The organism is uncultured Psychroserpens sp., from assembly GCF_947503375.1.
In the GTDB taxonomy this organism is placed as follows: Bacteria; Bacteroidota; Bacteroidia; order Flavobacteriales; family Flavobacteriaceae; genus Psychroserpens.
Window position 1 is genome coordinate 75,824 of the sequence record NZ_CANNDQ010000007.1, and the last position, 13,734, is coordinate 89,557.

12 protein-coding genes are annotated in these 13,734 nt (G+C 33.9%); all 12 read left to right on the top strand.

The annotated features are described in order from the left end of the window. The first annotated feature begins 287 nt into the window (after positions 1–287). Genes mraZ through ftsA form a run of 12 tightly spaced genes read left to right on the top strand, consistent with a single transcriptional unit; the run spans position 288 to position 13,696 of the window. Positions 288–755: a division/cell wall cluster transcriptional repressor MraZ gene (gene mraZ / locus Q0876_RS12645; protein ID WP_299228428.1), complete on the top strand. Its 468-nt coding sequence runs from the start codon at positions 288–290 to the stop codon at positions 753–755. Next, positions 742–1,638 (top strand): 16S rRNA (cytosine(1402)-N(4))-methyltransferase RsmH, encoded by an 897-nt coding sequence (gene rsmH, locus Q0876_RS12650; protein WP_299228429.1) that lies wholly within the window; start codon positions 742–744, stop codon positions 1,636–1,638. Before mraZ ends, rsmH begins: the two co-directional genes overlap by 14 nt. After that, positions 1,635–1,952: an FtsL-like putative cell division protein gene (locus tag Q0876_RS12655; protein ID WP_299228430.1), complete on the top strand. Its 318-nt coding sequence runs from the start codon at positions 1,635–1,637 to the stop codon at positions 1,950–1,952. The genes rsmH and Q0876_RS12655 overlap by 4 nt, the downstream gene beginning before the upstream one ends. Before the next feature lie 58 nt (positions 1,953–2,010). Next, positions 2,011–3,957 carry a penicillin-binding protein gene (locus Q0876_RS12660; protein ID WP_299228691.1) on the top strand — a complete coding sequence of 649 codons (1,947 nt, stop codon included), beginning with the start codon at positions 2,011–2,013 and terminating at the stop codon, positions 3,955–3,957. Then, positions 3,957–5,420: a UDP-N-acetylmuramoyl-L-alanyl-D-glutamate--2,6-diaminopimelate ligase gene (locus Q0876_RS12665; RefSeq protein WP_299228432.1), complete on the top strand. Its 1,464-nt coding sequence runs from the start codon at positions 3,957–3,959 to the stop codon at positions 5,418–5,420. The genes Q0876_RS12660 and Q0876_RS12665 overlap by 1 nt, the downstream gene beginning before the upstream one ends. 8 nt (positions 5,421–5,428) lie before the next feature. After that, a complete protein-coding gene (gene mraY / locus Q0876_RS12670) occupies positions 5,429–6,664 on the top strand; it encodes a phospho-N-acetylmuramoyl-pentapeptide-transferase (RefSeq protein WP_299228434.1) in 1,236 nt (411 codons plus the stop codon). Continuing rightward, on the top strand, positions 6,665–7,996 hold the full coding sequence (gene murD, locus Q0876_RS12675; RefSeq protein WP_299228436.1) for a UDP-N-acetylmuramoyl-L-alanine--D-glutamate ligase: 1,332 nt from the start codon (positions 6,665–6,667) through the stop codon (positions 7,994–7,996). 9 nt (positions 7,997–8,005) lie between these two features. Continuing rightward, entirely contained in the window at positions 8,006–9,199 is a 1,194-nt protein-coding gene (locus Q0876_RS12680; RefSeq protein WP_299228437.1) for an FtsW/RodA/SpoVE family cell cycle protein, read from the top strand. Beyond that, positions 9,199–10,293, top strand: a complete 1,095-nt coding sequence (gene murG / locus Q0876_RS12685; protein WP_299228439.1) for an undecaprenyldiphospho-muramoylpentapeptide beta-N-acetylglucosaminyltransferase — start codon at positions 9,199–9,201, stop codon at positions 10,291–10,293. Before Q0876_RS12680 ends, murG begins: the two co-directional genes overlap by 1 nt. After that, positions 10,294–11,646 (top strand): UDP-N-acetylmuramate--L-alanine ligase, encoded by a 1,353-nt coding sequence (murC, locus tag Q0876_RS12690; RefSeq protein WP_299228441.1) that lies wholly within the window; start codon positions 10,294–10,296, stop codon positions 11,644–11,646. It abuts the gene before it with no gap. Next, positions 11,633–12,355, top strand: coding sequence for a cell division protein FtsQ/DivIB (locus Q0876_RS12695; protein WP_367276653.1), 723 nt, complete (start codon positions 11,633–11,635; stop codon positions 12,353–12,355). Before murC ends, Q0876_RS12695 begins: the two co-directional genes overlap by 14 nt. A 3-nt stretch (positions 12,356–12,358) precedes the next feature. Continuing rightward, positions 12,359–13,696 (top strand): cell division protein FtsA, encoded by a 1,338-nt coding sequence (gene ftsA, locus Q0876_RS12700; RefSeq protein ID WP_299228445.1) that lies wholly within the window; start codon positions 12,359–12,361, stop codon positions 13,694–13,696. Positions 13,697–13,734: the final 38 nt, after the last annotated feature.

The following is a 13,734-nucleotide window of genomic DNA, read 5'->3' on the forward strand; positions in this document are numbered from 1 at the left end:
TAGGTCATTTGATCAAAAACAAATATAGGTATTTCAATTAAAACATTCTCACATTATTTAATAGAACATGTATATGAATATATGAGATATTAACAATAGATATGAACCAGCAATTTTATTTTTAGCCAGCTGATTTTTAATTTTTTAACTAAGTAATGAAGTCTTAAAAAGTCTAAAAATAGCACTTCATCGAAAATTTATCAACAAAAGTGGTAAGATGTGGTAAGATGTGGTAAATTTTTCAATATATTTGAATCTTAATCGTTAGTTGTACTAAATCAGTCACTTTGAACCCATTAATTGGAACTTATGAATGTAAAGTAGATGCCAAAGGTAGGCTAATGCTTCCTGCTGCTATAAAAAAACAGCTACTGCCAGTGTTGCAAAATGGTTTCGTCTTAAAAAGAGCTGTGTTTCAGACATGTGTAGAGCTTTATCCAATGAGCGAATGGGAAGTGTTAATGCAAAAAGTGAATAAACTCAATCGTTTTAAGAAGAAGAATAATGACTTCATTCGCCGATTTACAGCAGGATTAAAAGTGGTTGAAATAGATGCAGCAGGACGATTGTTGATTCCAAAAGATTTAGTGGCTTTTTCAGGGATTAGCAAAGAGATCGTGGTGTCTTCTGCGATAAATATTATTGAAATTTGGGATAAAGACAAATATGAAAAAGCTATAGATGATGCTACAGGAGATTTTGCTGATTTAGCTGAAGAAGTTATGGGACAAGATGATGACCATGAAATATCATAACCCAGTTCTATTAGAAGAAACAGTAGATGGTTTAAATATCAAACCAGACGGTGTTTATGTTGATGTGACCTTTGGAGGAGGAGGTCATAGCAAAGAAATTTTGAATCGATTAGGTAATAGTGGAAAATTATTTGCCTTTGATCAAGATAAAGACGCTCTTTTAAATAAAATTGATGATGATAGGTTTGTACTTATCAACGAGAACTTTAGATACTTAAAACGTTTTTTGAGATTTCATGGCGTAAAAGAAGTGGATGGTATTTTAGCCGATTTTGGTGTTTCTTCTCATCAATTTGATGTTGCCGAGCGAGGGTTTTCAACACGATTTGAAGCTGACTTAGATATGCGCATGAATCAAGATGAAAGTATTTCGGCTTATCATGTGGTAAATGAATACGAAGAAGAACAGCTAAAACAGGTGCTTCTTCAATATGGAGAGTTAAGGCAAGCGCCAGCAATGGCTAGAGTAATTGTTGAAGCAAGGCGTAGTGAGGAAATTATAACCAGTGAACAATTAAAGGCATCGCTTAAACAGTTTTTAAATCATAAAAAGGAGAACAAAGTGTTAGCTCAAATTTATCAAGCAATTAGAATTGAGGTAAACCAAGAGATTGAAGCATTAAAAGAGTTTTTGTCACAAACTCCAGAGATTTTGATGGTTGGAGGTAGATTAAGTTTGATATCATACCACTCTCTAGAAGATCGATTGGTAAAGCGTTTTATAAGAAATGGACTGTTTGAAGGGGAGCCTGAGCGAGATGTGTTTGGAAATTTTGAAGTACCATTAAAAAAGGTAGGCAATTTAATTGTGCCTTCAAAGTCTGAAATAGCAATTAATAATAGAGCGAGAAGTGCTAAACTTAGAATAGCTGAAAAACTATGAGGAAAAGCATCTATAGTATATTAAGAGGAAAGTTTTTAGTGAGTGATGATTCTTTTAAAAACTGGAGAATCATAATTTTTATCTCACTACTTGCAATCGTTATGATCGCTAGTTCGCATAGTGCTGATCAAAAAGTATATGAAATTGCAAAACTTAAAAATGAGGTGAAAGAATTAAGATCAGCATTTGTTGATGGAAGATCAAAGCTGATGAGACTTAAAATGGAATCGTCGATTATAAAAAAAGTAGCAGAAAAAGGAATTAAGATATCTGAAATTCCTCCGAAAAAAATAAAAATTAAATCAAAAAATTGAGTTAGTGGCAACTACCGAAACAAACATATTGAACAGATTATACTTCATAGCTGGATGTATGTTTGTCTTCGCATTGGCTGTTGTTTTTAAGTTGTGTAGTATTCAATTCATTCAAGGTGATGATTATAGAGCACTTGCTGAAGAACGTACAGTTAAAAATCATGAGATTCCTGCAAATAGAGGTAACGTGTATTCTGCAGATGGTAGTTTGCTTGCAACTTCAATTCCTAAATACGATATTAGAATTGATGCAGTGCAACCTAAAGACGTCATATTTAATAAGTACATAACAGCACTATCAGATTCATTGTCGAACTATTCGGGAAAACCTATAAGTTATCATCAAAACGCAATAAGTAAAGCTAGATCTAATAAAAATCGATATTTCCTTTTAGCACGTAACATAAGCTATTCAGATTACATAAGATTAAGAAACTTTCCAATGCTCAATCTCGGAGCTATAAAAGGAGGTTTAATTGTAGAGCAAACCACACGTAGAGAACATCCAATGGGAGGCATTGCTGAGCGCACTATTGGCTACGAACGAATTGATGAAAAAGGAAACATAACTCGTCCTGGTATTGATGGTGCATTTGGAGAGAAATATTTAAGAGGGGAAAATGGTTCAAGATTGAAACAAAAAATTGGTAACGGACAATGGAAACCAATTGTTGATTACAATCAAGTTGAGCCAAAAGACGGTTATGATGTGTATACAACTATTGATGTGAACATACAAGACATTGCTCATCATTCTCTTTTAGGGCAATTGGAAAAATACGAAGCTGATCATGGTTGTGCAGTTGTAATGGATGTTAAAACTGGAGAGATTAAGGCGATTTCTAATTTAGGGCGTAATAAAGATGGGAAATATTATGAGCGCTTAAATTATGCTGTTGGTGAGAGTCATGAACCAGGATCAACATTCAAGGTAATGGCCTTAATGGCTGCATTAGAAGATAAGGTCATTGATACGTCTACAATAGTCGATACTAAAAATGGGTCTAAACGTTTTTACGGTAGAACCATTAGTGATTCTCGAGGTTATGGTAAAATTTCTGCTGCTAGAGCTTTAGAAGTGTCTTCAAATATTGGTTTAGCTACAATTCTTGACGATCATTATTCTAAGCAACCTAAAAAGTTTATCAATCGTATAAAAAACTGGCATCTAAATGAAACATTGGGTGTGTCAATTATAGGAGAAGGGAAGCCAGTAATACCAGAACCTGGAGACGCTATATGGAGTAAAAATGCGTTGCCCTCAATGGCTTATGGATACAACATGCAAATGACACCTTTACAAACATTAACCTTTTATAATGCCATAGCTAATAATGGTGAGATGGTTAAACCTAGGTTCATTAAAGCAGTAAAGGAGTTTGATAGAGAGATAGAGGTTTTTGATAAGGAATTACTTCATCAAAAAATATGTTCAGATAAAACCTTGGCTGAAATCCGTGAAATTTTAAAGAATGTTATCCTAAGAGGTACTGGCAAACGCATGTACTCAGAAAATTTCTCAATGGCTGGCAAAACAGGAACCGCAAGAACAGACTATAATAATTACGAAGAATGGCGTAAAGATAGAAAATACATTTCATCATTTGCTGGTTACTTTCCTGCAGACCATCCAAAATATTCATGCATTGTAGTTATACATAAACCAAGTACTAAAGTGGGCTATTATGGTGCAGACGTATCTGGTCCAGTTTTTAAAAGAATTGCTCAAAAAATATATACCGAAACACCACTAATAGATGAAATTGAAACTTTAGAAGTAGTAAACACAAACGTTGAACAAGAGTTTGAATCCTATTATGAAATAGCGCAAACCTATAAAACCATTATGCCAAGTGTTGTTGGTCTTCCTGCAATGGATGCATTAGCACTATTAGAAAATATGGGACTTAAAGTTAAGCTTAGTGGAGCAGGAATTGTTAAATCTCAATCTGTAGAAAAAGGTAATAAAGTAAAACCGAATCAAATAATTGTCTTAGGAACTTAATGATACAACTAAAAGACATATTGTATAAAGTAACCATTAATGCCGTTGTTGGAAGTACAAGTGTAGATGTCAATATGTTACATTTTGATTCACGCGAAGTGTCTAAAGGAGATGTTTTTGTCGCTATTAAAGGTGTTGCTTCAGATGGTCATACGTTTATTGATAAAGTAATAGAAAAAGATGTCGTTGCGGTTATATGTGAACATCTTCCAGAGGTTTTAAAAGATGGTATTACATATGTAGAAGTTGCATCTTCTAGTCAAGCCATGGCATACATGGCTGCTAATTACTATGGCAATCCTTCTGAGAATTTACGCTTGGTTGGTGTTACAGGTACCAATGGAAAAACAACTGTTGCCACACTATTATATCAATTGTTTAAAAAAGCAGGTTTTAAAGTTGGGCTATTATCTACTGTAAAAATTATGGTGGATACAATTGAGTATAAAGCTACTCATACAACACCAGATTCACTAACTATCAATAAGTATTTACAATTGATGAATAATGAAGGTGTTGAGTATTGTTTTATGGAAGTTAGTTCTCATGGAATTCATCAAAACAGAACTACAGGGTTATCTTTTGAAGGTGGTATTTTTACGAACATATCTCACGATCATTTAGACTATCACAACACTTTTGCTGAATACCGAGATGTGAAAAAAGCATTCTTTGATCAATTGTCAAAACAAGCCTTCGCATTAGTCAACATTGACGATAAAAATGGCTTGTTCATGATGCAAAATACCAAAGCTAAAAAATACACTTATGCACTTAAAACTTATGCAGATTATAAAGCACAAATATTAGAAAACGAATTAAGTGGATTGCTTCTGAAGTTAAACGGTAATGAACTTTGGACAAAACTCATAGGGAATTTCAATGCATATAACGTTGCGGCTATTTATGGTGCTGCAGAATTATTAGGCTTAGAGAAAGTAGAAATACTAAGACTTATAAGTGAATTAGAAAGTGTAAGTGGTCGTTTTCAATATTTAATTTCAGATGAAAAAGTTACAGCTATTGTAGATTATGCTCATACGCCTGATGCTTTAAAAAATGTATTAGAAACTATTAATAGTATTCGTACTAAAAATGAAGAACTGATTACGGTTGTAGGATGTGGTGGAGATAGAGATAAAACAAAACGACCAAAAATGGGGCATATTGCTTCATCACTGAGTACTAAGGTCATATTTACTAGTGATAATCCGAGAAGTGAAACACCAGAAGCAATCATAGAAGATATAGAAAAAGGAGTAGAGCCACAAAATTTTAAAAAAACAATATCAATTACAGATCGTAAGCAGGCCATTAAAACAGCTTGTCAAATGGCCAATAGTAATGATATCATTTTAATTGCTGGGAAAGGTCATGAGACCTATCAAGAGATCAAAGGTGAACGTTTTGATTTCGATGATTATAAAATTGTTCAAGATGTTTTAAAGCAGTTACAGAAATAAATTAGTCAATGTTATATTATCTATTTGAATATTTAGAACAACAGTACCAATTGCCTGGCGCAAGTGTGTTTCAATTTATCACATTTAGAGCAGCATTGGCAATCATATGTTCACTATTATTCTCAACTATTTTTGGAAAGAAAATCATTGGTTATTTACAAAAACAACAAGTCGGTGAAACAGTTAGAGACCTAGGACTTGCTGGACAAGTAGAAAAGGCAGGAACGCCTACAATGGGCGGAATTATAATTATACTCGCCACATTGTTGCCAGTTGTCTTATTTTCTAGGCTAGATAATATATATGTCATCATGCTTATTGTTACCACACTGTGGATGGGTTTAATAGGATTTATTGATGATTATATCAAAGTGTTCAAAAAAGATAAAGAAGGATTAAAAGGACGTTTTAAGATATTAGGACAAGTAGGACTAGGTGTTTTTGTAGGAGCAGTAATGTACTTTCATCCAGGCGTTACAATTAAGCAAGAGAAAGTAAATCCTCAGTTTTCTAATGAATTGATTACCCAAAGCTCAGAGAGCGAATTCTATGCAGAAGAGAGTCAATCGCTCAAAACAACAATTCCATTTGTGAAAGATAATGAATTCGACTATGCCACATTAGTATCGTGGTTAGGTGATGGATATCAAAACTATGCATGGCTCATTTTTATTCCAATAGTTATTTTCATTGTAACAGCTGTTTCAAATGGAGCTAATCTCACAGACGGTATTGATGGTTTGGCTGCTGGGAGTTCTGCCATTATAGTTTTTGCACTAGCAATATTTGCATTTGTATCTGGTAATATCGTGTTTTCAGATTATCTCAATGTAATGTTTATTCCAAGATTGGGAGAAGTAGTAGTTTTTATTGCTGCTTTTGTAGGTGCGCTTATTGGCTTCTTATGGTATAATACGTATCCGGCTCAAGTGTTTATGGGTGATACAGGGAGTTTGACAATTGGTGGTGTGATCGCTGTTATAGCAATAGCAGTTCGTAAAGAATTACTTATTCCTTTATTATGTGGGATTTTCTTTGCCGAGTCATTATCAGTGATCTTACAAGTAAGCTGGTTTAAATACACTCGGAAAAAGTATGGCGAAGGTCGACGTATTTTTAAAATGTCACCATTGCATCATCACTATCAGAAGTCGGGATATCACGAAAGCAAAATAGTTACAAGGTTCTGGATCGTTGGAATTTTTCTAGCAATACTATCAATTGTAACACTCAAGTTGAGGTAGATGAAACGACTTGTAATATTAGGAGGAGGAGAAAGTGGCGTAGGTACAGCGCTATTAGGAAAAGAAAAAGGATATGAAGTTTTCGTGTCTGATAAAGGAGTTATAAAAGAAAAGTACAAACAAGTTCTTATACATAATGAGATTGAATTTGAAGATGGTCAGCATTCTGAGGGAAAAATTCTAAATGCAGATTTAGTCATGAAAAGTCCTGGTATTCCAGATAAGATATCAATTGTAAAGCAAATCAAGAAAGCAGACATCTTAGTGGTTTCAGAAATTGAATTTGCATCGCAATATACTGAAGCGACTTTGATTGGAATCACTGGTAGTAATGGTAAAACCACTACAGCAACACTAACTCATCATATTTTAAAGCAAGAGTTAGAAGTAGGTTTAGCAGGTAACATTGGAACTAGTTTCGCGAAGCAGATTCTGCAAGATAATCCTCCCAATTATGTACTGGAAATTAGTAGTTTTCAGTTGGATGATATTGTTAGGTTTAAGCCAAAAATTGCAGTACTAATGAATATTACTCCAGATCATTTGGATCGATATGATTACGTTTTTGAAAATTATATCGCTTCAAAATTTAGGATTGCCAAAAACCAAACCCAAGATGATTATTTCATTTACGATGCAGATGATGAGGTCATCACGACTTGGCTAGAAAAGCATCCAATTCAATCAATATTAGTGCCATTTTCATTGACAAAAATTATTGAAAATGGAGCGTATTTAAAAAGAGAAAATATAAAAATAACAATAGATAACAACCAGATAATTATGCCAACAGCAAATTTAGCTTTAGAGGGAAAACACAATATTAAAAACGCTATGGCTGCTTCAACAGTAGCTCATTTATTAAAAATTAGAAAGCAAACCATTCGTGAGAGCTTAGAAAATTTTCAAGGTGTAGAGCATCGTTTAGAGCATGTGCTAAAGATTAATAAAGTACAATACATAAATGATTCTAAAGCAACCAATGTAAATGCTACTTACTATGCTTTAGAAAGTATGGATGCACCAACGGTTTGGATCGTTGGAGGCGAAGACAAAGGAAATGATTATCAAGAGTTATTTCAGTTTGTAAATGAAAAAGTCAAGGCTGTCATTTGCCTAGGTGTTAATAATGAAAAATTAATGCAAAGTTTTGGAAGTATGGTAGATGTTATTGTTGAAACTCAATTTATGAGTGAAGCAGTAAAAATTGCCTACAAAATTGCTGAAGCTGGAGATAATGTACTCTTGTCACCTGCTTGTGCAAGTTTTGATCTATTTGAAAACTATGAAGATAGAGGGCGTCAATTTAAAGAGGCTGTTAGAAATTTATAACAATTAAAAGTGCAAACACTGTTTAAAAACATAAAAGGAGATCGATTGATATGGGCTATTGCTGCTTTGTTGGCAATTTTCTCATTCCTTCCTGTGTATAGTGCTGCTAGCAACTTAGCTTATGTAGGAGGTTCGGGAAATACATTTGGTTTTTTTGTGAAACACTTCATGCATCTTTTTCTTGGATTTGCAATTATGTACGGTGTTCATAAAGTACCATATCGATATTTTAGAGGCTTGTCTATGGTAATGATTCCTATAGTTTTAGTATTACTGATTGTTACAATGCTTCAAGGAACAACCATTGAAGGCGCAAATGCAAGTCGATGGATTCAGATACCATTTGTAGGAATGTCATTTCAAACATCAACATTAGCAGCCGTTGTTTTGATGGTCTATGTTGCACGTTATTTATCTAAAATTCAAAATAAGGAAATCACCTTTGTAGAAACACTATTGCCACTTTGGGCTCCAGTATTTTTCATATTAATACTTATTTTACCAGCTAATTTCTCAACAACAGCAATTATATTTCTAATGGTAATGATGCTCACTTTTATTGGTGGTTATCCAATAAAATATTTAGCTATTATTATTGGTGGCGGAATTGTTGCACTAGCATTATTCGTTCTTGTAGCTAAAGCATTTCCAGATTTTATGGATAATCGTATAGATACATGGACAAGTAGAATAGAAAATTTTGCTAATGGTGAAGATACAGAAGCCGATTATCAAATTGAAAAGGCAAAAATTGCAATAGCAACTGGAGGTATACAAGGTGTTGGGCCAGGAAAGAGTGTCCAAAAAAACTTTTTACCACAGTCATCTTCAGATTTTATTTTTGCAATCATCATAGAAGAGTACGGTTTAATTGGTGGTCTGTTTTTACTGGTAATGTATTCTTGGTTACTGTTCAGAATAGTTATCGTCTCTCAAAAATCAGATACGATATTTGGTAAACTTTTAGTATTAGGTGTTGGTTTGCCAATAGTGTTTCAAGCATTAATCAATATGGCTGTAGCTGTTGAGTTGTTTCCGGTTACTGGGCAAACATTGCCACTAATTAGTAGCGGAGGAACGTCAATTTGGATGACCTGTTTAGCTATTGGAATTATATTAAGTGTAAGTGCAAAACGAGAAGAAATTAAAGAACAAGAGGTTAATGAAGATAATCCGTTAGAAATTTTAAGTGAAGCGATTTAATGAGTAATTATAAGATCATATTATCTGGAGGTGGTACAGGAGGACATATTTATCCTGCTATTGCTATTGCTAATGAGCTAAAATCTCGTTTTCCAGATGCTGAATTCTTGTTTGTTGGAGCTTTAGATCGAATGGAAATGGATAAAGTACCTCAAGCAGGCTATAAAATTGAAGGGCTATGGATTTCAGGCATCCAACGTAAACTAACGCTGAAAAACTTGATGTTTCCTTTTAAACTAATCATTAGTTTATTGCGCTCGAGAAAAATAGTTAAAACGTTTCAGCCAAACGTAGCTATTGGTACTGGTGGTTTTGCAAGTGGACCACTATTGAAGGTGGCTTCCTCTAAAGGTGTGCCTAGTTTAATTCAAGAACAGAATTCTTATCCTGGAATAACAAATAAACTATTAAGTAAGCGAGTGAATAAAATATGTGTGGCTTATGAAGGTCTTGAAAAATTCTTCCCTAAAGAAAAAATAATACTCACCGGAAACCCAATACGTAAAGATTTACTCAATATTGCAAATAAACATATACAGGGTAAAGATGCATTCACATTGATACATAGCAAGCATACATTGTTGGTGTTAGGCGGTAGTTTAGGAGCCAGACGCGTAAACCAATTAATTGAAAGTAAACTTGAATATTTTAAGTCGTTAAATGTGCAATTAATATGGCAGTGTGGAACACTATACTATCAACAATACAAACAGTATAATGAATTAAACCATGTACAAGTACATTCGTTTTTAAATAATATGGACATGGCCTACGCAGCTGCAGATGTTATTATTTCTAGAGCTGGAGCTGGTTCAGTATCAGAGCTTTGTGTAGTTGGCAAGCCTGTGGTTTTTATTCCGTCACCAAATGTAGCCGAAGATCATCAAACAAAAAATGCTAAAGCTATTGCAGATAAAGGTGCAGCAATTTTAATTAAGGAAAATGAGTTGGATGTAGCATTTGAACCTCAGTTTACAAAACTGATGGAATCTAAAGAAAAACAAGAAGAATTAAGTAAAGAAATAAGAAAATTAGCATTAATAAATGCAACAAAAGATATAGCAGACGAAGTTGAAAAACTATTAAAGCAATAGATGAATCTAAAACACATAAATAGCGTATATTTTATTGGTATTGGTGGTATCGGAATGAGCGCTTTGGCTCGTTATTTTGTTGCTAAGGATCTAAAAATTGGTGGTTATGATAAAACAAAAACCAATATCACAGATGCGCTTGAAGCTTTGGGTGTTTCAATTCATTTCGAAGATAACATTGATTTGATTGACTCAGCATTTTTGAATCCTGAAAACACGCTTATTGTATTTACGCCGGCAATCCCAAAATACCATAGCGAATTAAATTACTTTAAAGCTAATGACTTTCAAGTTATGAAGCGTTCTATGGTTTTAGGAGAGATTACAAAACAAACTTTTTGTCTTGCAGTTGCTGGAACTCACGGAAAAACCACCACTACCAGTATTTTAGGGCATTTATTGAATAGTTGTAATGTTGAGGTTACTGCATTTTTAGGTGGAATTAGTGAGAACTATAATTCTAATTTAATTCTTAATGGAACCGATGTAACTGTAGTTGAGGCCGATGAGTTTGATCGTTCCTTTTTAACCTTATCACCAGATATGGCCTGTATTACCTCAATGGATGCAGATCATTTAGATATCTATGGCGATGCTACAGAGTTAATAAAATCATTTGAGGCGTTTTCTGAAAAAATTAAGCCTAATGGAAAATTATTTGTAAAAAATGGATTGTCAATAAAAGGAATTACTTACGGAATAGAAGATAATTCAGATTATTCTGTTCAAAATATAAAAATAATAAACGGTAGCTATGTGTTTGATGTTAAAACACCAAATGCACTACTTGAAAATTTCAAATTTAGCCTACCTGGTAGACACAATCTGTCGAATGCATTAATAGCCTTGGCGATGTCTGTAGAATATGGTCTCCCTACACCGCAGCTCGCCAAGGGATTAGCATCTTATAAAGGTGTTAAACGCAGATTCACTTACCAGATCAAAACAGAAGAATTTGTATTTATTGATGATTATGCACATCATCCTGAAGAAATAAATGCAGTACATCAAGCTGTTAGAGAAATGTACCCAAATAAAACTGTATTGGCTGTTTTTCAACCTCACTTATTTAGTAGGACTAAAGATTTTGCTGATGAGTTTGCTAGAAGTCTATCGTATTTTGATGAAGTATTATTGCTAGATATTTATCCGGCTAGAGAGCTTCCAATTGATGGTGTTACATCAAAATGGTTACTTGGAAAAATTAATAATAAGCATAAAAAATTGGTTCAGAAATCTGAATTAATTAATGAAATAAAACAATCAACTGCACAGGTGTTATTAACTATTGGAGCAGGAGATATTGGAGAAGAAGTTATACATATTAAACAAGCTTTGAGTGTTGCAAGTTAAATTTACATATATAAAAGTTATTGTCTTACTGCTATTAGTGGTGTTCTTATTTGCGTTTTCATCTTATCGAAATGCGACACGTAAAGTAAGTAACCCAACAATAGAATTTATTGGCGATAATAATTTATTCGTAACTCAACAAACTGTTAGTAAATTGTTAATACAAAATCATGAGAGTGTTACGAACAAGCCTAAAGAAATTATAGATTTGAACGCATTGGAATCTGCCCTAAATTCTAATCCAATGATTGAGCAAGCACAAGTGTACATGACGGTTGATGGCTCAATCACAGCTAAGATTGAGCAAAAAAAACCTATAGCTAGAGTTAGTACAAATGCATCTTATTACATAGATGAGCATGGATCGTATATGCCTTTATCAACAAATTATACGGCAAGGGTGCCATTAGTAACAGGAGCAATTGAAAAAAATAATCTGTCAACTGTATATACAATAGCAAAAAAAGTTAGAGCGGATGAGTTTTTAACTAAGCATGTAGTAGAGATTCATCAAAATGAAGACCAATCTATTGATTTGAAGTTAAGACAACAGGATTTTAAAATTCATTTAGGGACTCTAAAACTATTAGATAAAAAAATTAATAATCTGAAGGCTTTTTATTTAAAAGCTATGAATGATAAAGTATTAGACAGCTATAGTGTCGTGAATTTAAAGTTTGATAAGCAAGTGATTTGCACCAAAAAGTAAGTGATGGAAAACAATAAAATTTCAGTAGGACTAGATATTGGAACCACAAAAATTGTGGCAATGATAGGTCGTAAGAATGAATATGGAAAAGCCGAAATTTTAGGTATTGGTAAATCCAAAAGCTTAGGTGTGCATAGAGGTGTGGTGAATAACATAACTCAAACCATCCAATCCATTCAGCAAGCCGTTCAAGAAGCCGAAGCTGAAGCAGGACTTAAAATTGAAGACGTAACTGTTGGTATTGCTGGTCAACACATTAGGAGTTTACAACACAGTGATTATATCACAAGAGCTAATTCTGAAGTTGTTATAGATGAAGATGACATTGATCGTTTAATCAATCAGGTCCATAAACTAGTAATGCTACCTGGTGAAGAGATCATTCATGTGTTACCACAGGAATACAAGATTGATGGTCAAGCAGAAATTAAAGAACCAATCGGGATGTATGGAGGCCGACTTGAAGCTAATTTTCACGTCGTTGTAGGTCAAGTATCATCAATCAGAAATATCGGTCGTTGTGTTAAAAGTTCTGGTCTAGAGTTAGAAGGAATCACATTAGAACCATTAGCTTCGGCAAACGCAGTATTGAGTCAAGAAGAAAAAGAAGCTGGAGTTGCTTTAATTGACATAGGAGGTGGTACAACAGATCTTGCTGTATTTAAAGACGGGATTATACGTCACACTGCTGTAATACCATTCGGAGGAAATGTAGTTACTGAAGATATTAAAGAAGGGTGTTCTATTATAGAAAAACAAGCCGAATTGTTAAAGATAAAATTTGGTTCTGCTTGGCCAGGAGAAAACAAAGACAACGAAATTGTATCTATTCCTGGTTTGCGTGGTCGTGAACCAAAAGAGATCACTTTGAAGAATTTGTCAAAAATCATTCATGCAAGGGTTGTAGAGATCATAGAGCAAGTCTATGTTGAAATTAAGAATTATGGGCACGAGGAACAAAAAAAGAAATTGATTGCTGGTATAGTACTTACTGGAGGAGGAAGTCAATTAAAACATTTGAAGCAATTGGTTGAGTATATCACTGGTATGGATACCAGAATAGGGTATCCTAACGAACACTTGGCTGGTGATAGTGATAACGAAATTGCTAGTCCATTATTTGCCACAGCTGTTGGTTTAGTGATGGATGGTCTAAAGCGTCAAGAACGAAAAAGAGTAGAAAAAGAAGCTGAAGAGCTGGAGCAAGTTGGAGAACAACAATACTCAGATGAAAGTTTATCACATCAAGAAAAAATGATAGAGCAACCCAAAAAAGAACACAAATCTTTTTTGGACAAATTAACAGAGCGTGTTAAAGATTTTTTAGATAACGCAGAATAAAAAACATCATGCACTTTTAATTGATTAGGCTCAATTGA